This is a genomic window from Rhizobacter sp. Root1238, assembly GCF_001425825.1.
Classification (GTDB): domain Bacteria; phylum Pseudomonadota; class Gammaproteobacteria; order Burkholderiales; family Burkholderiaceae_C; genus Rhizobacter.
The window spans coordinates 22860-44571 of the sequence record NZ_LMDM01000047.1; the positions used below are offsets into that span (position 1 = coordinate 22860).

Annotated in this window: 16 protein-coding genes; 8 read left to right on the top strand and 8 right to left on the bottom strand. The window is 69.6% G+C overall.

The features are described 5' to 3' along the window. Positions 1-2 precede the first annotated feature (2 nt). Together ASC98_RS24195 and ASC98_RS24200 are read left to right on the top strand one after the other, a co-directional pair. Positions 3-2111, top strand: coding sequence for a GNAT family N-acetyltransferase (locus ASC98_RS24195; RefSeq protein ID WP_056816846.1), 2109 nt, complete (start codon positions 3-5; stop codon positions 2109-2111). Beyond that, positions 2108-3160, top strand: a complete 1053-nt coding sequence (locus ASC98_RS24200) for a hypothetical protein (protein WP_056816849.1) — start codon at positions 2108-2110, stop codon at positions 3158-3160. Before ASC98_RS24195 ends, ASC98_RS24200 begins: the two co-directional genes overlap by 4 nt. Here the strand turns inward: ASC98_RS24200 and ASC98_RS24205 are convergent. Beyond that, entirely contained in the window at positions 3157-4110 is a 954-nt protein-coding gene (locus ASC98_RS24205; RefSeq protein WP_056817435.1) for a pyridoxamine 5'-phosphate oxidase family protein, read from the bottom strand. The genes ASC98_RS24200 and ASC98_RS24205 overlap by 4 nt on opposite strands. A 146-nt stretch (positions 4111-4256) precedes the next feature. On the opposite strand from ASC98_RS24205, the gene ASC98_RS24210 reads away from it, so the two are divergent. Further along, a complete protein-coding gene (locus tag ASC98_RS24210) occupies positions 4257-5621 on the top strand; it encodes a M28 family metallopeptidase (RefSeq protein ID WP_056817439.1) in 1365 nt (454 codons plus the stop codon). Positions 5622-5660: 39 nt separating this feature from the next. Here the strand turns inward: ASC98_RS24210 and ASC98_RS24215 are convergent, their stop codons facing one another. After that, positions 5661-7484 carry a diguanylate cyclase gene (locus ASC98_RS24215; protein WP_056816852.1) on the bottom strand — a complete coding sequence of 608 codons (1824 nt, stop codon included), beginning with the start codon at positions 7482-7484 and terminating at the stop codon, positions 5661-5663. Positions 7485-7941: 457 nt separating this feature from the next. Between ASC98_RS24215 and ASC98_RS24220 the strand changes: the two genes are divergently transcribed. Next, a complete protein-coding gene (locus ASC98_RS24220; protein ID WP_056816855.1) occupies positions 7942-9378 on the top strand; it encodes an AAA family ATPase in 1437 nt (478 codons plus the stop codon). Between the two features lie 3 nt (positions 9379-9381). Next, entirely contained in the window at positions 9382-10119 is a 738-nt protein-coding gene (locus ASC98_RS24225) for an HNH endonuclease (RefSeq protein ID WP_056816858.1), read from the top strand. 6 nt (positions 10120-10125) lie between these two features. Here ASC98_RS24225 and icmF read toward each other — a convergent pair whose 3' ends face one another. Together icmF and ASC98_RS24235 are read right to left on the bottom strand one after the other, a co-directional pair. Continuing rightward, on the bottom strand, positions 10126-13416 hold the full coding sequence (gene icmF, locus ASC98_RS24230) for a fused isobutyryl-CoA mutase/GTPase IcmF (protein WP_056816861.1): 3291 nt from the start codon (positions 13414-13416) through the stop codon (positions 10126-10128). Between the two features lie 46 nt (positions 13417-13462). Then, positions 13463-14299 (bottom strand): PPK2 family polyphosphate kinase, encoded by an 837-nt coding sequence (locus ASC98_RS24235; protein WP_056816863.1) that lies wholly within the window; start codon positions 14297-14299, stop codon positions 13463-13465. A gap of 208 nt (positions 14300-14507) precedes the next feature. Here ASC98_RS24235 and ASC98_RS24240 point away from each other — a divergent pair, with 208 nt between their 5' ends. Both ASC98_RS24240 and ASC98_RS24245 read left to right on the top strand, forming a co-directional pair. Beyond that, positions 14508-15113, top strand: coding sequence for a hypothetical protein (locus tag ASC98_RS24240; protein ID WP_157604844.1), 606 nt, complete (start codon positions 14508-14510; stop codon positions 15111-15113). Between the two features lie 85 nt (positions 15114-15198). After that, positions 15199-15975: a type III pantothenate kinase gene (locus ASC98_RS24245; protein WP_056816867.1), complete on the top strand. Its 777-nt coding sequence runs from the start codon at positions 15199-15201 to the stop codon at positions 15973-15975. On the opposite strand, the gene ASC98_RS24250 is transcribed toward ASC98_RS24245, so the two are convergent. Then, a complete protein-coding gene (locus ASC98_RS24250) occupies positions 15976-16992 on the bottom strand; it encodes an NAD(P)-dependent alcohol dehydrogenase (RefSeq protein ID WP_082542242.1) in 1017 nt (338 codons plus the stop codon). A gap of 98 nt (positions 16993-17090) precedes the next feature. Between ASC98_RS24250 and ASC98_RS24255 the strand changes: the two genes are divergently transcribed. Further along, positions 17091-18029, top strand: coding sequence for an AraC family transcriptional regulator (locus ASC98_RS24255; RefSeq protein WP_056816870.1), 939 nt, complete (start codon positions 17091-17093; stop codon positions 18027-18029). A 7-nt stretch (positions 18030-18036) separates the two neighbouring features. On the opposite strand, the gene hslU is transcribed toward ASC98_RS24255, so the two are convergent. From hslU to ASC98_RS24270, 3 genes are read right to left on the bottom strand one after another with little or no spacing between them, the layout of a single operon-like run. Then, positions 18037-19389 carry an ATP-dependent protease ATPase subunit HslU gene (gene hslU, locus ASC98_RS24260; protein ID WP_056816873.1) on the bottom strand — a complete coding sequence of 451 codons (1353 nt, stop codon included), beginning with the start codon at positions 19387-19389 and terminating at the stop codon, positions 18037-18039. A 1-nt stretch (position 19390) separates the two neighbouring features. Beyond that, positions 19391-19927 carry an ATP-dependent protease subunit HslV gene (gene hslV / locus ASC98_RS24265; protein ID WP_056816877.1) on the bottom strand — a complete coding sequence of 179 codons (537 nt, stop codon included), beginning with the start codon at positions 19925-19927 and terminating at the stop codon, positions 19391-19393. Between the two features lie 57 nt (positions 19928-19984). After that, positions 19985-21712, bottom strand: a complete 1728-nt coding sequence (locus ASC98_RS24270) for a hypothetical protein (RefSeq protein WP_056816880.1) — start codon at positions 21710-21712, stop codon at positions 19985-19987.

Below are 21712 nucleotides of genomic sequence, written 5' to 3' on the forward strand. Positions count from 1 at the left end.
CCATGGTCGCCCATCCCGTTCTCTCCTCTGCCAGCCCGTCTTCCGCCGCGGTCGCACGCCGCGCCGCGCACGGCCACACGCCGTCGGCCTTCGACACGCTGATGGCGAGCGCGTGGGCCGAAATGATCGTCTCGTACTGGGACGACCAGCACCGCGCCGGACGCATCGATCCACGCGCCCCGCTGGATGTCGTCGACTGGATGCCCGGCGACGGCGGCTCGGCCCGGCAGATGATCCAGGCGCTGGTGCAGCGCGTGCGCTGGCGGCTGGGCTTCGAGCCGCGGCTGCGCTACCTGGCCTGCGTCGAGGACGCGGCGGTGGCCGGTGCCTGGCATCACGAGCCCGAGCTCTGCAGCCTGCTCGACCCCGGCCTGCTGGTGCCGATGCTGTGGCAGCCCGGGGGCGGCGACGCGCCGTGCCTGCTGCCGATGGGCGAGCCGCGACGCTGGGCCAGCATGAACCCGGTGGTGGTGCTGGCGCACGACCGGTTCCGCCACCTGCCGCAACGGCTGCTCGCGACCCACTACGGGCGGCTGCTGGAGGCCTCGCCGCAGGAGTTGATGGAGAGGCGCGACGAACCCGAGGACCAGCGCTGGCGCCCGGTCGACGAGAACACGCTGACGCCGGCGCTGCGTGCGCTGGTGCAATCGCATGTGGCCGGGCTGAACAGCGCGCCGGTGTGCCTGCCGGTCGGGGCCATCGATGCGCTGGCGCAGGTGGCCGCGCTGTGTCCGGGCGGCTACCTGGTGCTGTCGACGGCGCGCGGCTTCGCGAACGACCGCGGCGTGCGGCTCGGCGGTTTCGACAGCGTGCTGTCCACCTTCCGGCGCGACCGGCTGCTGCCGACCGATTTCGCGCTGCTGGGCGCCCACCTGGCCGGGCAGCAGGCGCTGGCATGGCACCGTGCGGTCGGCGAGGCCGAGGTGGTGCAGGCGGTGGCCGGTGGCGCCGGCAGCTCGCGCGCGGCGCTGGAGCGCTGGGTCGCACCGCTGGCGCGCGGCGACTGCGGCGACGGCGCAGCGCTCGCCCGCGTGATGCGCTGCGCGCTGCGCGATTCGGGCGCGTCGGCCGGGCTGGTGGTGTTGCGCCGGGCCCAGCACGACCCGCGCGTCTTCGCGGCCGCCTGCCCCGACCTGCACCTGCGCTGGCTGGGCCGCGGCGGGGTCGACCGGGAAGCCTGGGCCGAGGCGCTGCGCTGCGTGTGGGGCCAGCACCTGCCGTCGCCGCATGGACCGCCGCTGTTCCGCGATGTCGCGCTGTCGGCGATGCGCATCGCCGAGTGGGGGTTCGCGCGCCGCGTCTGGCTGCGCGGCCTGGCGGTGCATGGGCGGACCGCGCCCGACCTGGCACAGCTCGCGTGGTGCGAGTCGTGCAGCGGCGACCTCGCGTCCGCGGTGCGGCATGTCGCCGAGGCGCTCGCGATTCTTCCCGCCGATCCGCTGGCGCTCGATGTGCAGCGCCGCCTGCACGAGCGGCTGGCGGCGTGGGACACCGCCGAAGACGGCTGGCTGCGCTGCATTGCCCGCGATCCCGGCGGGCTGGTGCTGGAGCCGCTGGACAGCAGCCATGCCCCGGCGCTCGGGCACCAGTTCCGCGACCCGCAGATCGCGGTGATGTCCGGCTTCGATCCGATCGATGCCACCTGCAATGCGGCGCAGTGGGTCGACGCGCGGCGCCTGGAGGCGAGCCGCATCGACTATGCGGTGATGCATGCCGAGCATGGCTTCGTGGGCCACACCGGGCTGTACCAATGGGCGCGCGCGGGCTTCTTCTACTTCTGGATCGGCGTCGACTTCCAGGGCCGGGGCTTCGCGGTGCAGGCCGGCCGGATGCTGTGCCGGCACGCGCTGGCGCATGGGGTCGACTGCCTGATCACAACAGTCTATGTCGACAACACGCGTTCAATGCGGGCATTGATGCGCATCGGTTTCCGCCGCATGCCGGTGCGCCGGCCGAGCGACAAGGAAGGCCTGCACTACATGGCGCTGAAGGCCCCCGGCGTGGAGGTCGACGAACTGGCGGTATTGATCGACTACAACCGGCGCGAGGAGCAGCCGGTCGATTTCGAACCCGATCCGGATGCGGCGATCAACGAGGGGGGCACGGCATGAGCCATTCCTGGGACGAGCGTCGGCGCGTCGCGGCGGTGCGGACTGCGCAGCGCACCGCCGCGGCCCACCGCTACCAGCTGGACACGCGAAGCGTGCCGGAGGAGCCGGTCGAAGCGCCGCCGGTGCCGGCGACCGGGTTCGACCCCGGGTGGCTGGAGCCGCCGGGGCAGCCGGACGCGCCGCCGTTGCCGCACGCCATGCTGCGGGCATCGGTGCAACAAGCCATGGCCGGCGAGTCCTGGGGACGCGGGTCGACGAACGCTGCGGCGCCCGATGCCGACATGCCGCTGCCGGCAGCAGAGCCGCCGCCGGCACCGCAGCCGCCGAAGACGAGGACATCGCAGCCGGTCTCGCGGGGAGCGGTCGCCGGGTCGACGATGTCGAGCGAGGCCGCGGCCGCCTTTGACATCGGCCTGCAGCAGATGGCATGGCCACCGGCGCACCCGGCCGTGGGTGCGGATGACTCGCCGCGCGAGGCGGCGCCGATCCCGGTGTGGGAGGGGGTGGCCGATGACGAGTGGCGGCTCGACGAAGGCCCGCCGCCGGCGCTGCCATGGGGGCCGCGGCCGCCGGTGGCGCAGCCGCCGGCCGGCCCGATGACCGTACCGCAGCAGGTTGCTGCGGCCTTCGAAGCGGGCGTGCGCGAGATGAGCTCATGCCCGCCGCCGCCGTCCCGTCCGCAGACGGTGCGGATGTCGCAGATGCCGCAGACGCCGCAGACGCAAGCGCCACCGGCCCGAGCGCCTCGCGGCGAGGACCCGCCGCCGGTCCAGCAGGCGCCTGGCGATGAGGCTGTCCCGATGCCCTTGCCGAACGAGGTCGCGACCTTGTTCGATGCCGGCGTTCGCGACATGGCGTCGCCGCTGCCCCGACCGGCAACGCCGCCGGCGCAGCGATCGGCTTCGCTCGACGGCCCGGTCGACGCGCAGGCCGATCGTGCCGAACCGGACCCGCGCGACCGCGACGATGCGCTTCAGCCGGCGCAGCAGGCCCTCGATGCGCGCCTCGCGCAGCTGACCTTCCGCGGCATCGTCACCGGCGGCGGCTAGCGCCAGGCGCCGGTCTGGGCCAGTTGCGATGCCGGCTGCGCCGGCGACCAGCGCAGCGGCAGCGCCCCCGGCCGCCACACGCCGGCCTCGACGCGCACCTTCAGCAGCCGCTGCGCGCCGTCGAAGGCGCGCAGCTCGGGCCCGTCCCAGACCAGCTCGGCATCCCCCGTCAGCTGCAGCAGGTCGCCACGCGCGTAGTCGACGAACAGCAGCCCCGCATGCGGGTGCGCGGCGATGTTGCCCAGCGTGTTGAACAGGCGGTTGCCGCGAAAATCGGGCAGCGTCAGCACGCTGTGCCCGCCGACCGTGTCGACCCGCACGAAGCCCGGCCGCCCGCCGCGGTGCGAGACGTCGACGCCATCGGACCCGGCGTTGCCGCGCGCATGCGGCGAGGCCGACGCGATGAACAAGGTGTCGGCCGCCTGCACCAGCGCCGCCGCTTCGGCGCTCAGCGCCATGTCCTCCGGCCGCGCCGGCAATGCCGCGGCCTCCACCGGCCGGGGCTCGCGCGCCTGGATGTACTGCGGGCAGTTGCCGAAGCTCTGGTCGACGTGAACGTCGATGTGCCGGGCATCGACCTGCGTCACGGTGCCGTTCAGCCGGTTGCGTCGCCGGGTCTGCGGCTCCAGGCCCAGCAGGCCGATCGGGTCGCCGACGGCCAGGTGCTGCGACAGCGGGTCGGCCGCATCGCGCGGTGCGCGGATGCGCAGCTGCCGTGCGTCCAGCGCGTCGACAAAGCCGGGCGTGCCCGCCAGCACCGAGGCCCACGGCCGGCGCAGCGTGTCGAGGCTGCCGACGAACAGCGTTGGCAGCTGTGCGAAGAATTGCTGGTGCTGCAGGCTCATCGCATCTCGGACCATCTGCGGCGCGAAGCCGTCGACCAGCGCACGCGTGCCGGCGCGCTGCTGCACGGCCAGTTCGCCGGCATGGAACAGGGGAGCGTGGTTCATGGCAAGGATCCGTCGGTCTGCGAAGACTTCACGATAGGCCACCGCGGTGCTGCGCGGAATCGCCGCGGTCCGCATGGGACTCTTCCGCGACGTGGAATGGTGAGAATGCGTGGATGATCCCCGCTCCCCCTGCCATGGATGCCACGATGAACCTGATCCGTCCGAGCTTGCTGCTGCTGTTGTTGTCGATCGCGGGCCTTGCGCGGGCGGCGCCCGATGCGGCGCCGGCGCCGTTCCCCGACCAGCCTGCCCTGCGCGAGATCGCCGCCGCGGTCAGCGCCGACGAGCTGCGCGGCACCATCACGCACCTGGTCGGGTTCGGCACCCGCCACACCGCGTCGGACACCGCGTCGCCGACGCGCGGCATCGGCGCCGCACGCCGCTGGGTGCAGTCGCGCTTCGCCGCGATCTCGCGCGACTGCGGCGGCTGCCTGCAGGTCGCGACGCCGTCGCAGACCTTCACCGGCCCGCGCCTGCCGCAGCCCACCGAGGTGATGGACATCGTCGCGGTGCAGCGCGGCAGCACCGACCCGCAGCGCGTGATCGTGATCACCGGGCACCTCGATTCGCGCGTCGGCGACGTGATGGACGCGACCAGCGACGCGCCCGGCGCGAACGACGATGCCTCCGGTGTCGCCGCGCTGATGGAGGCGGCGCGCGTGCTGTCGAAGCACAGGCTGCGGGCGACCGTCGTCTATGCCGCGCTGTCGGGCGAGGAGCAGGGCCTGTACGGCGGCAAGGTGCTGGTCGACCATGCCAAGGTCGAAGGCTGGCAGGTGCAGGCCGACCTGAACAACGACATCGTCGGCAACAGCCACGGCCAGGACGGCGTGCACGACAACGGCACGGTGCGGGTGTTCTCCGAGGGGACCAAGGCGGTCGAGACGCCCGCGCAGGCCGGCAAGCGCCGCTACAACGGCGGCGAGCTCGATTCGCCGTCGCGCAACGTCGCCCGCTTCATCGCGACGCTGTCGCAGCGCTATGTGACCAACCTGCGCGTGCAGATGGTCTACCGCACCGACCGCTACGGCCGCGGCGGCGACCAGGTGCCGTTCCTCGATGCGGGCATCCCGGCGGTGCGCGTGACCGAGGCGCACGAGGACTACACCCGCCAGCACCAGGCCCTGCGCACCGAAGGCGGCATCGCGTACGGCGACACGATCGACGGCGTCGACTTCCCGTACCTCGCGCAGGTGACGCGGCTGAACGCGGTGACGCTGGCGGCGATGGCGAATGCGCCGCAGCCGCCGAAGGGCGTGTCGATCTCCGGCGCGGTGACGCCGGACACCACGATCCAGTGGCAGGCGCAGCCCGGCGTGGCCGGCTGGCGCGTGTGGTGGCGCGAGACGACCGCGCCGCAGTGGCAGCACAGCCGCTACGTCGCGGGCGATGCAACGCAGCTGGTGCTGAAGAACGTCGTGATCGACGACTGGTTCTTCGGCGTCTCGGCGGTGTCGGCCGACGGCTACGAATCGCCGGTGGTGTTCCCCGGCGATCCCGGCAGCTTCTGACGCCCCGTTCGAGCCCAGGGCAAACGGCTCAACGCGATCTCAGGCCTCGACCGGCTGCGCCGGCGAGTCCGCCGCCAGCACCTGGTTGCGCCCGCTGCGCTTGGCCTCGAGCAGCCGGTCGTCGGCGGTCTTCAGCAGCTGCTCCATCGCCGCCAGCTCGGCGAGCGAATCGGCGACGCCGGCCGAGAAGGTGTTGCCGCGCAGCGTGCCGGTGTCGAACTGGAACTCCTCGCTGCGCCACGCACCGAGCAGCGCCTCGACCTTGCGCTGCGCGGCCGCCGCGTCGGTGCGCGGCATCAGCAGGCAGAACTCCTCGCCGCCGAAGCGGAACGCGATGTCGCTGCGCCGCCCGTGCGCGATCAGCAGCGCGCCGAACGCGGCCAGCAGCTTGTCGCCGGCGACGTGGCCATGCCGGTCGTTGACTGACTTGAAATGGTCCAGGTCGATGATCGCGGCCGCCAGTGGCTGCTGCTCGCGCTGCGCGAGCAGCAGCATCTGCGGCAGCACGTCGTTCAGGTGGCGGCGGTTGAAGAGGCCGGTCAGGAAGTCACGCGTGGCCTGCTGGCGCAGTTCGGCCTGCAGCGCCTCGACCTCGTCGATCTTCTGCGACAGCTGCTGGTTGATGGCCTCCAGTTCGGCCTTCGCGCGCTCGGTGCTGCGCCGCCGTGCCTCGATCTCGTCGAGGTTCTGCTGCAGCCGGCGCAGTTCGGTCTGCAGCGATGCCGCCTGGTAGCGCGCCCGCGAGGCCAGCTGCGCGCGCTCGACGTGCAGCGCCTGCCACAGGCGCAGCGAGGCCAGCGCCTGCGCCGCATTGCCGAGCCGCTCGTGGATGTCGGCCATCGCCTGGTGGAACAGGCAGCGCACGCGCAGGCTGAGGCCTTCGGCCGCGGTGTTCAGCACCGCCGGCTGGGCCTGCGCGAGCAGCGCGGCGGCCTGCGGCAGCAGGTCGCGCGCGGCCATCACCTCGGCGGTGGCGACGACCAGCGTGATGCGCTCGTCGGGCACCTTGATGCCGCACTTGTCCTGCGACGCGCGCTCGATCAGCTCGGCGCCGAGCGCGGTGTTGCCGGCGCGCAGCGCGGCGATCGCCATCGTCTCGAAGTTCGGGTTGGTGCTGCCGCGCCCGCTGGCATCGGTCGGCAGCGCGAGCAGCCGCTCGACGTCGCCCAGCGCATCGGCGGCGCGTTCGAGGTTGGTCAGGCAGATCACCCGGTTGATCAGCAGCACGCTGAGGAGCCGCGGGTTGTCGAGCTGCGCGTAGCGCGCGATGCCTTCCTCGACGTAGCTGAGCGCCTGATGGTAGTCGCCGAGCTGGATCAGCTCGTGCGCGAGGTTGCAGTACAGCACCACCTCGAAGCCGTTGCCGCGCGCCGGGCGCGATTCGTTGAGCGCCTGGAACATGTACGCGAAGGCCTGTTCCGACTGGCCGAGCGACGCATAGCAGCCGGCGATCACGTTCAGCAGCAGGCCGAGCTCGTCGTGCTTCAGCACCGCGAGGCCTTCGGCGCGCAGCGGCAGCGCGCGTGCCAGCGATTCGCGGTACTTGCCCTCGCGCCACAGGCAACGAGCGATGCCGACCTCGGCCAGCAGGTGGCCGGCGCGGTCGTGCGTGGCGTCGAAGCAGCGGTCGGCCTCGGCGAGTTCGCCGGCGGCGTCGAGCGGGGTCGAATACCAGATCAGGTGCAGCCCGCGCACCAGCCGGGCCCAGCCTTCGGCGGCGAGGTCGCCGTGCGCGAGGCTGCGCTCGAGCGCCTGGTCGGCCAGCGCGATGCAGCGGCGCGAATCGCTGTACAGCAGCCGCCACGCGCGACGCGCGGTGGCGAGCGCAGTGGACGTCGATCGGCGGCTGTCGGGCGCTTTCATGGCATCGGATTGTCAACGTTTTCGCGGCGTGGCGGCATCCCCACGCTGACGGATCCTCAGTGGGGTGTGTCGTCGCCGGCCGTCAGCGCCTCCGGCACGCGGGCGAGGTCGTCGGCATTGACGTCGGAGACGGCCAGCCAAGCATTCCGTCGCACCCGGTCGCAGCCACCTGGAAGCCGCGCTGCTCGGCGGGCGTGTCGATGGCAAGACGATCGCGTGGTGGCCTGATGAAGACAACCTCCAGGCCAGGGCCAGCGAGCACAGCGCGGTGGCGCCGGTGATCCGCCAGGGGGGATGACGGCAGGGCGAGAGGGGATAGACGGGGTGATCGTGATTGGGGAGGACAGGTCGATCTCGCTGTTTTGACGCTTGCCGGTGGCTGCGTGTGCTGTGAGGCTCCGGTACAGTGCCTGTCCGGTACCTTCCTTGATTCACCGCCTGAAACGAGACCTCTGCCATGCGGCTTGACACTCTGCGGTTGAAAAACTTTCGCTGCTTCGAGGACCGCGAGTTTCGTCTGCACCCGCAGTTCAATCTGGTCATCGGCGAGAACGGTGCGGGGAAGACGTCGTTCATGGAAGCGGCGGCCATCGCGATGGGCTCCTGGTTGCTCGGCTTCGGCGGACACGATTCGCGCAACATCCGGGAGCGCGATGTTCGCGTCCTGAGAGAGGTGGTCGCCTCGCGCTACCGTGAATTGCCGCAGTATCCGGTGCGGGTCGACGCCAGTGGAGTCGTGCAGATTGCGGTCATCAACCGTCAGGAAGACGGTAGCGTGAGGTACCCGCCGTCCGGCGAAGCGAACAAGCCCAATCCGTGGGAGCGTTCCGTCGAGTGGAGCCGTTCCCTCGAGCGGCCCCGCGGGCGCACCACGCGCACGGGGTCGGCCGACCTGAAAAAGGTGGCGGAGACCTTGGCGCAGGCCGTCATGGCGCAGACGCCGCGCGTGCTTCCGTTGATCCGCTACTTCGGCGCAGGCCGGCTGTGGGAGACAGTTCGCGATTCGGACCACAAGGCCTTGAGCAAGCATCGCGGAAAACAGCCCGCAGAGCTGTCTGGGGATGCCGACGACTTGGACAGGTTGCTGGCGGAGTCGATGCGTCTTGCCGAGCCCTTCTATGGCTACCGCATGTCGGTGGACAAGCGTTGCAATCCGGACGACCTGATCCGATGGATGGGCGTCGAACGCCGTACCGAGATCGATCGCGGTGAAGCGTCCGTGGCGCTTGCGCTGGTCTATCGAACGATCGAGAAAATGCTGCCGGAGGCCGAGTCCGTGCGCTTCGAGGTGGCATCGAACACGTTGATGTTCAATCATCGCAATGGGTCGAAGAACTCGTTCGACGAGCTGAGCGACGGCTATCGCAACGTGCTGGCCATCGTTGCCGATCTGGCGATCAAGGCGGTCATGTTGAATCCGCAACTGGCCGACCATGCGTTGGACTACACGCCCGGCATCGTCCTGATCGACGAACTCGACCTGCATCTTCATCCGATCTGGCAGCGACGGATCATCGAGGATCTGCGGCGGACCTTCCCGATGCTGCAATTCATCTGCACGACGCACTCGCCGTTCCTGATCCAATCTCTGAGGACGGGAGAAGAGCTTCTGGTGCTCGATGGGCAATCGGCCGCGCAACTGGACAACATGTCGGTCGAAGACATTGCCCGCGGCATCATGAATGTCGAGAATCCGCAGACCAGCAACCGCTATGGCGAGATGAAAGGCGTGGCCAGGAACTATCTTGAAGCGCTCGAAGAAGCCGCGCGCTCGCCCGAAGACAAGCTGGAAGCTTTCAAAGACCGACTGTCCCAGGGAATTGGACCCTATGCGGACAACCCGGCTTTTCAGGCGTTCCTGGAAATGAAGCGTGCTGCCAAGCTGGGGGGCTAATGCATGAGGACGATTTGCCGTGGCCCGTCGCCGCAGCCTGTCGACTTCGACGACTATGCGAAGGCACAGCCGATTCTTCTCTCCCGTCTTGGTGCCTATTGCAGCTACTGTGAGCGGCGCATTCCCACGTCACTGGCTGTCGAGCACATCCAGCCGAAGGGTCTGGCTGCGTATGCTCATCTGGCAGGTGCCTGGATCAACTTCCTGCTGGCCTGTGTGAACTGCAACTCGACGAAGAAGGACAAGGATGTCGTGTTGGCCGATGTCCTTCTGCCGGATCGTGATCACACCTTCGCGGCCTTCGAATACGTGAAGGACGGTCGCGTGCGACCTTCACCCGCAGTGACTGCCGCTGGTCTGGAGGACATGGCGCGCAGAACCTTGGCATTGACAGGACTCGAAAGGCGCATATCAGAGGTGTTCGACCAGAACGGCAAGTTGGTGGCGATTGACCGTGTTTCGCAGCGCATGGAGGTTTGGGCGATCGCTCTGGAGGCGAAGGCTGACGTTGACGCCGACCCTGGAAATGCCGCCGTGAAGAGAGGGGCCGTGCGCACTGCAAAAGGCTATGGATTCTTCAGCATCTGGATGGCCGTCTTCAGTGGAAACGTCGACATGTGCAATCTTCTGATCGAGGCCTTTCCCGGGACGCGTGACAGCAGATGTTTTGATCCGGTGACGGCAACTGTTGTCTGTCCAGCTTCAAATCCAGATGGCCTGGTTGACGGAGCCAAGTTCTGACGCCGCCTACATGCTGCGCCGGTACTGACCCCCCACCTCGAACAGCGCCGCGGTGATCTGCCCCAGCGAGCAGCAGTGCACCGCGTCCATCAGCACCTCGAACACGTTGCCGTTGGCGATCACCGCCTGCTGCAGCCGCGCCAGCATCGCCGGTGCCGCATCCGCATGGCGTGCATGGAAGTCCGCGAGCCGCGCCAGCTGCGACTGCTTCTCGTCGTCGGTCGAGCGCGCCAGCTCGATGTGCTCGGGCACCGGGTCGCCGTGCGGGTTGCGGAAGGTGTTGACGCCGACGATCGGGTACTCGCCGGTGTGCTTGAGCATCTCGTAGTGCATGCTCTCTTCCTGGATCTGGCCGCGCTGGTAGCCGGTCTCCATCGCCCCCAGCACGCCGCCGCGCTCGGCGAGCTTCTCGAACTCGGCCAGCACCGCCTCTTCGACCAGCTCGGTGAGCTCGTCGATGATGAACGCGCCCTGGTTCGGGTTCTCGTTCTTCGCCAGCCCCCATTCGCGGTTGATGATCAGCTGGATCGCCATCGCGCGGCGCACGCTGTCTTCGGTCGGCGTCGTGATCGCCTCGTCGAACGCGTTGGTGTGCAGCGAGTTGCAGTTGTCGTAGACCGCGATCAGCGCCTGCAGCGTCGTGCGGATGTCGTTGAACTGGATCTCCTGCGCATGCAGCGAGCGGCCCGAGGTCTGCACGTGGTACTTCAGCTTCTGGCTGCGCTCGTTGGCGCCGTAGCGGTCGCGCATCGCCACCGCCCAGATGCGCCGCGCGACGCGGCCGAGCACGGTGTATTCCGGGTCCATGCCGTTGCTGAAGAAGAAGCTCAGGTTCGGCGCGAAATCGTCGACATGCATGCCGCGCACGAGGTAGGCCTCGACGAACGTGAAGCCGTTGCTCAGCGTGAACGCCAGCTGGCTGATCGGGTTCGCGCCGGCTTCGGCGATGTGGTAGCCGCTGATGCTCACCGAATAGAAGTTGCGCACCTGGTGGTGCACGAAGTATTCGGCGATGTCGCCCATCACCTTCAGGCTGAACTCGGTCGAGAAGATGCAGGTGTTCTGCCCCTGGTCTTCCTTCAGGATGTCGGCCTGCACCGTGCCGCGCACGTTCTGCAGCACCCACGCGCGGATCTTGTGCAGCTCGTCGTCGCTCGGCTCGCGGCCGTTGTCGGCCTGGAAGCGTTCCAGCTGCTGGTCGATCGCGGTGTTCATGAACATCGCGAGGATCGTCGGCGCCGGCCCGTTGATCGTCATGCTGACGCTGGTGGCCGGGTTGCACAGGTCGAAGCCGCCGTACAGCACCTTCATGTCGTCCAGCGTCGCGATGCTGACGCCGGAGTTGCCGACCTTGCCGTAGATGTCGGGCCGCAGCGCCGGGTCGTTGCCGTACAGCGTGACGCTGTCGAACGCGGTCGACAGCCGCTTCGCCGGCATGCCTTCGGACAGCAGCTTGAAGCGCCGGTTGGTGCGGAAGGCGTCGCCTTCGCCGGCGAACATGCGCGTCGGGTCCTCGCCCTCGCGCTTGAACGCGAAGGTGCCGGCGCTGTACGGAAAGCTGCCGGGCACGTTGTCGAGCAGCAGCCACTTCAGGATCTCGCCGTGGTCTTCGTAGCCCGGCAGCGCGACCTTGCGCACCTTGGTGCCGGACAGGCTCTGCGTGGTCAGCGCGGTGCGGATCTCCTTGTCGCGGATCTTCACGACGTACTCGTCGCCGGCATAGGCGGCCTGCAGCTGCGGCCATTGCACGAGCAGCTTGCGCGAGGCGGCATCGAGCTGCTGTTCGCGCTGGTCGGCGAGCTGCGACGCGGCGCTTGCATGCGGCTGGCCGGCCTCGGTCTCCAGCAGCATGCGGGCCGCGCCGCGCAACTGCTGCACCTCGCGCGCGACGCGCGCCTGCGCCCGCGCCTGCTGCTTGTAGCCGCGCACCGTGTCGCTGATCTCGGCCAGGTAGCGCACCCGCGCGCCCGGCACGATCGGCACCTGGTGCGTGCTGTGGCGCGTCGCGGCCGGCGGCAGCACGCCTTCGCGCACCGGCATGCCGAGGGTCGCCAGCCGCGGCAGCAACGCCTGGTACAGCGCGGTCACGCCGTCGTCGTTGAATCGGCTGGCCATCGTGCCGAACACCGGCATCTCGTCGGGCTTCGTGCCCCAGGCCTCGCGGTTGCGCTGCACCTGCTTGGCGACATCGCGCAGCGCATCGGCGGCGCCCTTGCGGTCGAACTTGTTGATCGCGACGAACTCGGCGAAGTCGAGCATGTCGATCTTCTCGAGCTGGCTCGCGGCGCCGAACTCCGGCGTCATCACGTACATCGGCACGTCGACCAGCGGCACGATCGCCGCGTCGCCCTGGCCGATGCCCGAGGTCTCGACGATCACCAGGTCGAAGCCGGCGGCGCGGCAGGCGGCCAGCACGTCGGGCAGCGCCTGGCTGATCTCGCTGCCGAAGTCGCGCGTCGCGAGACTGCGCATGAAGACCCGCTGCCCGGCGCGCCACGGCGCGATCGCGTTCATGCGGATGCGGTCCCCGAGCAGCGCACCGCCGCTCTTGCGGCGCGACGGGTCGATGCTGATCACCGCGACGTGCAGCGCATCGTGCTGGTCCAGGCGCAGCCGGCGGATCAGCTCGTCGGTCAGCGAGCTCTTGCCGGCGCCGCCGGTGCCGGTGATGCCGAGCACCGGCGTCGCGTTGCGCTTCGCGACGGCATGCAGCTCGGCCTTCAGCGCGTCGCCGACCTGGCCGTTCTCGAGCGCGGTGATCAGCTGCGCGAGCGCGCGCCGCTGCGGCTCGCCGCGGCCCTGGATCGCCGCCAGCGTGGCCGGTGCATGCGGCGACAGGTCGACGTCGCAGCGCATCACCATCTCGCCGATCATCCCCTGCAGGCCCATGCGCTGGCCGTCTTCCGGGCTGTAGATGCGGCTGACGCCGTAGCGCTGCAGCTCGGCGATCTCGGCCGGCACGATCACGCCGCCGCCGCCGCCGAACACCTGGATGTGCGCGCCGCCGCGCTCGCGCAGCAGGTCGACCATGTACTTGAAGTACTCGACGTGGCCGCCCTGGTAGCTGCTGATCGCGATGCCCTGCACGTCTTCCTGCAGCGCCGCGGTGACGACCTCGTCGACCGAGCGGTTGTGCCCCAGGTGGATCACCTCGGCGCCCATGCCCTGCAGGATGCGCCGCATGATGTTGATCGCCGCGTCGTGCCCGTCGAACAGGCTCGCGGCGGTCACGAAGCGCACCTTGTGCGCGGGCCGGTAGGCGGCCAGCGCCTTGAACTCGGCGGACAGATCAGTCATGCATGTCTCCGTTGTCGTGCAGCGCAGGCTCTGCGGCCCGTCGTCGTCAGCTGATGCGCAGCTTCGCGAGGTCGTCGCTGGCCGGCGGGTAGCGCAGCTTCAGGCCGACCAGCGCGCGCTTCACCAGCGTCGCGATCATCAGGTTGCGGTGCGTCTTCGAATCGGCCGGCACCACGGTCCACGGCGCCCAGCGGGTGCCTGTGGCCGAGATCGCGTCGGCATACGCCTGCTGGTAGGCCTTCCACTGCTTGCGCACGGTCAGGTCGGCGGGTGCGAACTTCCAGTTCTTCGTCGGGTCGTCGAGCCGCTGCTGCAGCCGCTCGCGCTGCTCGTCCTTCGAGATGTGCAGCATGAACTTCAGCACCACGGTGCCGGTCTCGGTCAGCATGCGCTCGAAGTCGTTGATGTGGGCGTAGCGCTGGCGCGTCTGCTGCGGCGTGATCCAGCCGTTGACCACCGGCACCAGCACGTCTTCGTAGTGGCTGCGGTTGAAGACCATCACCTCGCCCGCGCCCGGCACCTTCTGGTGGATGCGCCACAGGTAGTCGTGGTCGCGCTCCGGTTCGGTCGGCGCCTTCCAGCCCACCGTCTGCACGCCGAGCGCGCTCATCTGGCCGAACACGCCGCGCAGCGTGCCGTCCTTGCCGCTGGTGTCGGTGCCCTGCAGCACCACCAGCAGCTTGAAGCGGCGATCGGCATAGAACAGGTTCTGCAGTTCGTCGAGTTCCAGCGCCAGCGCATCGACCGCCGCCTTGTCGGCCGCCTTGTCGCCGGTCGAAAACGGCTTCGCGCCGGGATCGATCGCCGACAGGTCGAAGGCGCGCTTCTTGCTGCCTGCGTCCGAATACTGGAAATCCGCCCCTTCCGCTGCCTTGGTCGCCACGTGGACTCCGATCGTTGCAATTGACGTATACGTCAATCGCAAGTGTATCGCCGATACTTCGCGACGGGCGGCCGCACTCGGTTGCGGGGAATCATGGTCTACCCGACCCGATTCCAGCGGCACAATCGCGCCGTTCAGAAGTACGGCGCCAGAGGGAGCGCCAGGGCAGAACATCAGGAGTGGTTCCGTGCCGAGCATCAATATCCCCGTGAAGACGCCTGAAGGCGTCGACGAGTTGGGCAGTCGACAACGAAAACTGGGACAGCGGCATCGCACGGTCTTGCTGCTGGTCGATGGGCGCAGGCGCGAGAGCCAGGTGCGGCAACTGGCCGTGCAGGCCGGGGTGCCGGACCAGATCTTCGACGAGCTGGTGGCCATGGGCCTGATCATGTTCACGCAGGGCACTGGCTCGATGCCGGGCAATTCCGGCATGGCGCCGCTCGACGTCGACCTGCCGCTGGACACCGTCTCCGGCCCGTTGCCGCCGTCGCTGAGCCTGCAGCCGGAGTCGGTGCTCACCGATTCGATGGTCGGCGACTTGCCGATTTCCGACCTGGCCCCGCTGGACGAAGCCGATGCGGCGCTCGACGAGGCGCGCGCGATCCTGATGCGCGCGGTGAAGGCCGAGGCGCCAGTGGCCGGCTCGCTGACGCTGATGCGCCTGAAGCGTGCGCGCTCGCGCCACGACATCGAAGCACTGCTCGACGAAGTGGAGCAACGCATCACGAAGCCGTTCAAGGGCATCTGGGCCGCCCAGACGATCGCCCGCGTGCGCGAGCTGCTGCGCACCGTCAATTCGCCGTCGGCGGCCTGAAGCGGCTGGCGCGACGGCCCGGGACTTTCCCGGGTTTGCCGGCCGCGGGCCTGTCGCCCGGGCGGCAGCGGTTACCCTTGCGGCCATGACGTTCCTGGCCATCGACATCGGCAACACCCGGCTCAAGTGGGCGCACTACGCGAGCCCGCAACCGGGCGCGCGCCTGCTAGCGCATGGCGCCGTCTTCCTCGAGACCATCGACCGGCTGGCCGACACCGAATGGAAGAGCCTGCCGCCGCCGAGCAGCATGCTGGGCTGCGTGGTGGCCGGCGAGGGCATCCGGCGCGAGGTCGAGGAGCAGCTGGAGCAGCTCGCGCACTGGCAGGTCGAGCCGCGCTGGGTCGTCTCGACCGCGCAGGCGGCCGGCGTCACCAACGGCTACGACCACCCGAACCGCCTCGGCACCGACCGCTGGGTCGCGCTGATCGGCGCCTGGCAGCGCGTGCGCGCCGCCGGCGCGCCGCGGCCGGCGCTGGTGGTGATGGTCGGCACCGCGGTCACGGTCGATGCGCTGGACGAGACCGGCCGCTTCATCGGCGGCATGATCCTGCCGGGCTTCGGGTTGATGCTGCGCGCGCTCGAGATGGGCACCGCCGGCCTGAAGGCGCCGACCGGCGAGGTGGTCGATTTCCCGACCAACACCAGCGATGCGCTGATGAGCGGCGGGGCGCATGCGATGGCCGGCGCGATCGAGCGCATGGTGCACAAGCTGCGCGAGCGCACCGGCCACGAGCCGGCGTTGATCATGACCGGTGGCGCGGCGGTGAAACTCGCGCCGATCGTCGAGCTGCCGTTCGAGACGGTCGACACGCTGATCTTCGACGGCTTGCTGGAGCTGCAGTCGCACCGGCTGGCGCTGTGATCAGCCGGCGACGCGGATGACGACCTTGCCGAGGTGGGCGTTGTCGGCCAGGTGCCGGTAGGCCGCTTCGGCCTGCTCGACCGGAAACACGCGGTCGATCACCGGCCGCAACCGATGGGTGGCGATCAGCCGGTTCATCGCTTCGAAGTCGCTGCGGCTGCCGACCGCGATGCGGCGCAGCGTCAGCAGCCGGCCGCTGAAGGCGCGCGGATCGACGCGGCTGTCGTCGGTGCCGAACACGCCCATCAGGCCGATGTCGGCGTCCCACGCGGCGCAGCGCAGCGAGCGCTCCAGCGTCGCCGGCCCGACCGCCTCGATCACGTGGTCGGCGCCGCGCCCGCCGGTCAGGCGCAGCACCTCGCGGTCCCAGTCGGTGACACGCCGGTAGTCGACGACCTCGTCCGCGCCGAGCGCGCTCAGCCGCGCGGCCTTCTCGTCGCTGGAGGTCGTCACGATCACGCGCGCCCCCAGCGCCTTCGCGAACTGGATCGCGAACACCGCAATGCTGCCGGCGCCCAGCGTCAGCACCGTGCTGCCGGCCTGCACCGGGCGCCCGCCGGTCAGGCCGTTCCACGCCGTCAGGCCGGCGCAGGGCAGCGTGGACGCCTCGTCGAAGCTCAGGTGCCGTGGCATCGCGAGCACCGCCTGCTCATCGACGACGACCTCGTCGGCCAGCCACCCGGGCAGGCTGCAGCCGGTCTGCTGCATCGCCTGCGCCAGGCTGAGCCGGCCATCGATCCACTGCGGGAAATAGCGGCTGGTCACGCGGTCGCCGACGGCGATGCGCGTCACCGCAGCGCCCACCTCGACCACCTCGCCCGCGCCGTCGCTGACCGGCACGACGCCGGGAGTCAGCGGAACCGGGTAGGTGCCGGCGCGGATCATCAGGTCGCGCCGGTTCAGCGACACCGCCCGCACCCGCACGCGCAGGTCGTTCGGGCCCAGTGGGGCACTCCGCGCATCGCGCGCGACCAGCGCAGCAGCAGGGTGGTCGGCATCGAGGTGAAGGCTGCGCATCGAGGGCTCCGGCGGGTGGATGCCTCCATTCTCGAAGCCGAGCGGCGGACGATGAATGCCTGCTACGCTCGATCTCTTGTCCGCTCGTCCATGCCGCGATGGATCCTCTCGACGACATCTTTGCCGCGATGCGAGTCCGCAGCGCGCTGTACGCCCGGCTCGAACTGAGTGCGCCCTGGGGCCTGGATTTCGCGGCCGGCCGCATGGCGCGTTTCGGCCTCGTCGTGCGCGGCAGCGCGTTGCTGCGCCTGGACGGTACCGGCCCCCCGGTGGCGCTCGCCGCGGGCGATTGCTTCGTGATGCTGCGCGGCTCGCGCTACGTGCTGAGCGACGCGCCGGGCTCCGCGACGCGGCCGTGCAGCGAGACGGTGCGCGACCATGTCGGCGGCATCGTGACGCTGGGCGGCGGCGGCGTGGCGGCCACCGTGATCACCGGCTGGTTCGAATTCGATGCGCTGGCGGCGACGCCGCTGGTCGAGCTGATCCCCGCGCTGCTGCTCGCCCGTCTCGACGACGACCGCAGCCGGCTGCTGCAGGCGACGCTGCAGATGCTGGCCGTCGAGACCGGCACGCCGGGGCTCGGTTCGGGCACCGTGATCAGCCGGCTCGCCGACATCCTGTTCGTGCATGCGGTCAGGTCGCATGCGCAGGCGGTCGCGAGCGACGAGGCCGGCGACGCGAACTGGTTGAGTGCATTGGCCGACCGCCGCATCGGCGCGGCCCTGCGCCGCATGCACCACGAGCTGGCGCGGGCGTGGACGGTGGACGAGCTGGCGGCCGCGGCGGGCCTGTCGCGCTCGGCCTTCGCGCTGCGCTTCAAGCAGAAGGTCGGCGAACCGCCGCTCGAGTACCTGACGCGCTGGCGCATGTTCCGCGCCGGTTGCCTGATGCGCGCCGGCGACGCGCCGCTCGCAGGCATCGCGGCCCAGGTGGGCTACGACTCCGAGCCGGCCTTCAACAAGGCCTTCAAGCGCATCACCGGCCGGCCGCCCGGCGCCTGGCGGCGCGAGGCGGCCGCGCAGGCTCAGGGGATGTAGCGCAGCCTCAAAGAATGTAGCGCGAGAGGTCTTCGTTCTTCGCCAGCTCGCCGAGCTTCGCGTCGACCTCGGCGGCGCCGATCGACACCGTCTGGCCCGACAGCTTCGGCGCGTCGAAACTCACCTCGTCGAGCAGGCGCTCCATCACCGTCGACAGCCGGCGCGCGCCGATGTTCTCGGTGCGCTCGTTGACGTCGAACGCGATCTGCGCCAGGCGGCGGATGCCGTCGGTCCGCAGTTCGAGCGTGACGCCTTCGGTCGCCAGCAGCGCCTGGTATTGCTTGACCAGGCTCGCGTGCGTCTGCGTCAGGATGGCCTCGAAATCGTCGACGCTCAGCGAGCCGAGTTCGACGCGGATCGGGAATCGCCCCTGCAGCTCGGGGATCAGGTCGCTCGGCTTGCTCAGGTGGAACGCGCCCGACGCGATGAACAGGATGTGGTCGGTCTTCACCATGCCGTACTTGGTGTTCACCGTCGTGCCCTCGACCAGCGGCAGCAGGTCGCGCTGCACGCCCTGGCGCGACACGTCGGCGCCGCTCGATTCCTGGCGCGACGCGACCTTGTCGATCTCGTCGAGGAACACGATGCCGTTCTGCTCGGTGTTGTGCAGCGCCGCGGTCTTGATCTCGTCCTCGTTGACCAGCTTGGCCGCCTCGTCGTCGACCAGCAGCTTCAGCGCCTCGCCGATCTTCAGCTTGCGCAGCTTGCGCTTGGCGCTGCCGAGGTTCGCGAACATGCCCTTCAGCTGCTCGGCCATCTCGTCCATGCCGGGCGGGCCGATGATGTCGAGCGTCGGCTTGGTGTCGGCCACCTCGATCTCGATCTCCTTGTCGTCGAGCGCGCCTTCGCGCAGCCGCTTGCGCATCACCTGGCGGGCGGTGTTGTCGGCGGCCGGTGCGGCGGGCGTCGGCGGTGCCAGGCCGAAATCGCTGCTGGCGGCGCGCGGCGGCGGCACCAGGATGTCGAGCACCCGGTCTTCGGCGGCGTCTTCGGCGCGCACGCGCTGGCGCTTGATCTGCGTCTCGCGTTCCTGCTTGACGGCCATGTCGACCAGGTCGCGGATGATGGTGTCGACGTCCTTGCCGACGTAGCCGACCTCGGTGAACTTGGTCGCCTCGACCTTGATGAACGGCGCATCGGCCAGCTTGGCCAGCCGGCGCGCGATCTCGGTCTTGCCGACGCCGGTCGGGCCGATCATCAGGATGTTCTTCGGCGTGATCTCGCCGCGCAGCGCGCTGTCGACCTGCTGGCGGCGCCAGCGGTTGCGCAGCGCGATCGCGACCGCGCGCTTGGCGCCGGCCTGGCCGACGATGTGCTTGTCCAGCTCGGACACGATCTCTTGGGGGGTCATCGCGCTCATGTCAGCCCAGCGTCTCGATCGTGTGGTTCTGGTTCGTGTAGATGCACAGGTCGCCGGCGATCTCGAGCGAGCGCTTGACGATGTCCTGCGGCGGCAACGCGGTGTGCTCCAGCAGCGCGATGGCGGCGGCTTGCGCATAGGAACCGCCGGAGCCGATCGCGACGATGCCTTTCTCGGGCTCCAGCACGTCGCCGTTGCCGGTGATGATCAGCGAGGCTTCCTTGTCGGCCACCGCCAGCATCGCTTCCAGGCGGCGCAGCACGCGGTCGGTGCGCCAGTCCTTGGTCAGCTCGATCGCGGCGCGCACCAGGTGACCCTGGTGCTTCTCGAGCTTGGCCTCGAAGCGTTCGAAGAGGGTGAAGGCGTCGGCGGTGGCCCCGGCGAAGCCGGCGAGCACCTGGTCGCGGTACAGCTTGCGCACCTTGCGGGCGGTGGCTTTGACAACGACGTTGCCCAGCGTGACCTGGCCGTCGCCGCCGAGCGCGACAACATTGCCGCGCCGCACGCTCAGGATGGTGGTGCCGTGGTATTGGTCCATGGGGTCTCAGATTCGGGCGAAGCCGCAGGCTTCAAGCCGAAGATTGTGACCCGGGATTCAGACCACCCGCACCTTGACTTTCGCGTGCTCGTTGATGCCCATCGCGCCGAAGAACAGCGCCACCAGCCGGTGCGATTCGGAGAAGGTCACCGAGCGGTTCTCGCCGCGCCGTGCCAGCACCCAGTTCAGCAGGTCGCCGGCCGCGATGAAGTCGACGCGGATCAGGCGCGCGCAGGAGACGTTGACGACCTCGGCATTGCCCAGCTCATCGTTCATCTTGTTCAGCGTGGCACCGATGTCGCCGACCAGCTGGCCGGACAGCTCGACCCCCGCGACCTGCACGCCCGGTTCGTCGGGCATCTGCGACTCGAGGAAGCTGGTGGAGACGTCGCTCACCACCGACATCGGCGGCGATTGCGTGCTCATGTTGGAGCCGCTGATGCGCACCTGGCACTTCGCGCTCTCCCACGACGGCGGCGACACCTCGTAGGTCACGCAGTAGTCGATGGCGGCTTCGTCGAACTGGTCGGCGCGGTTGGCCATGCGCAGCGCGTCGAGGCGCAGCTGCCAGAACACCGGGTCGGCATCGCGCACGCCGGTGGGGGCGGCGTCTTGCAGCACCTGCATCAGGCGGTCGCCGCCGAGCCAGCGCATGTCGAGCGGCTCGTTGATCCAGCCGCGGAACAGCTCGCTCATGCGCGCGCAGGCCTCGGCATCGATGCTCTGCAGCGCGCTCCAGTCGAACACCCACGGCAGCGGCATCTGCAGCGACTGCGAGCGCAGCCGCGCGACCGCGTCGGCATCGACGATGCTCGGGCACACCCAGCCGACCTGGCCGTCGATGCGCGAACTCGGGCGGCGTTCTTCGCCGGCGGCTTCGGCCACCAGCTTCGGCATCGAGAACCACTGCGGCGCCGACCAGCCGAACTGCTGGGCGTAGTCGATCGCGAGGCTCTCGAATTTGTGGTGCTGGCCGATGGCGCGGTACAGGTCGAACAGCGCGAGCCAGGTTTCGGCATGCTGGGCGCGCGGGCCGCCCTGGCCGGTGAGCGCGGCCAGCGACGATTCGCAGCTTTCGAAGTCGGCGTTCGCGAAAGCGATCACCGCCTCGTCGAGCTCGGGGTCGTGGGCGACTTCGGTCACCTCGACCGCATACGGGCTGCCCAGGTCGCTGCCGTTGATGTCGAGGTTCAGCGGCGACAACGGCGACAGCCCGGCGCCCATCACGACGGTGGCAGGCGCGCCGGCCGGCGGGCGCGCCGGCTTCACCGGGGCCGCATGGGCGGCGTTCGCGCCGTTCGTGCGGGCCGCCGGCTCGGGACGGATGCGGCTGGTGTCGGGCTCGGTGGCCGCATAGCCGATCGCTGCGGGCTGCGTCGGCGCTTCATAGAACGAGGGCGGGCGGCGCGACGGCGATGCGAGGCCGTCGCCGACCATCTGCTGCTCGATCTCGTCGATCTTGGCCTTGACGCCGACATCCGGCTTCGCGCCGCTGTCCTGCATGCGGGCTTCGGAGTCGTCGAGGCGGGAGGAGCCGCCGAGCGCTGCCAGCTGCTCGCTGGTCAGGCCTTCGCGGCGCACCTTGCGCAGCATGTCGAATTCGCGCTTGCGGACGAAATCGTTGCGCCGCTTGCGCTCGATCATCGCCTTCAGTTCGGACTTGGCGTACTCGCTCTCGCGGGCTTCTTCCGTGGGCGTGCCGAGCTGAGCCCAGTCCGTGGCCGGGTTGGCGACGAACTTGACAACCTTACGGAAGAAGCTGGTGTTGTCTTTCTGGTCCGACAT

What these genes read in the sequence shown, in the direction of transcription:
- ASC98_RS24195 (WP_056816846.1), top strand. Translation starts at nt 3, where the DNA reads ATGGTCGCCCATCCCGTTCTCTCCTCTGCCAGCCCGTCTTCCGCCGCG.
- ASC98_RS24200 (WP_056816849.1), top strand. Translation starts at nt 2,108, where the DNA reads ATGAGCCATTCCTGGGACGAGCGTCGGCGCGTCGCGGCGGTGCGGACT.
- ASC98_RS24205 (WP_056817435.1), bottom strand. Translation starts at nt 4,110, where the DNA reads ATGAACCACGCTCCCCTGTTCCATGCCGGCGAACTGGCCGTGCAGCAG.
- ASC98_RS24210 (WP_056817439.1), top strand. Translation starts at nt 4,257, where the DNA reads ATGAACCTGATCCGTCCGAGCTTGCTGCTGCTGTTGTTGTCGATCGCG.
- ASC98_RS24215 (WP_056816852.1), bottom strand. Translation starts at nt 7,484, where the DNA reads ATGAAAGCGCCCGACAGCCGCCGATCGACGTCCACTGCGCTCGCCACC.
- ASC98_RS24220 (WP_056816855.1), top strand. Translation starts at nt 7,942, where the DNA reads ATGCGGCTTGACACTCTGCGGTTGAAAAACTTTCGCTGCTTCGAGGAC.
- ASC98_RS24225 (WP_056816858.1), top strand. Translation starts at nt 9,382, where the DNA reads ATGAGGACGATTTGCCGTGGCCCGTCGCCGCAGCCTGTCGACTTCGAC.
- icmF (WP_056816861.1), bottom strand. Translation starts at nt 13,416, where the DNA reads ATGACTGATCTGTCCGCCGAGTTCAAGGCGCTGGCCGCCTACCGGCCC.
- ASC98_RS24245 (WP_056816867.1), top strand. Translation starts at nt 15,199, where the DNA reads ATGACGTTCCTGGCCATCGACATCGGCAACACCCGGCTCAAGTGGGCG.
- ASC98_RS24250 (WP_082542242.1), bottom strand. Translation starts at nt 16,992, where the DNA reads ATGCGCAGCCTTCACCTCGATGCCGACCACCCTGCTGCTGCGCTGGTC.
- ASC98_RS24255 (WP_056816870.1), top strand. Translation starts at nt 17,091, where the DNA reads ATGGATCCTCTCGACGACATCTTTGCCGCGATGCGAGTCCGCAGCGCG.
- hslU (WP_056816873.1), bottom strand. Translation starts at nt 19,389, where the DNA reads ATGAGCGCGATGACCCCCCAAGAGATCGTGTCCGAGCTGGACAAGCAC.
- hslV (WP_056816877.1), bottom strand. Translation starts at nt 19,927, where the DNA reads ATGGACCAATACCACGGCACCACCATCCTGAGCGTGCGGCGCGGCAAT.
- ASC98_RS24270 (WP_056816880.1), bottom strand. Translation starts at nt 21,712, where the DNA reads ATGTCGGACCAGAAAGACAACACCAGCTTCTTCCGTAAGGTTGTCAAG.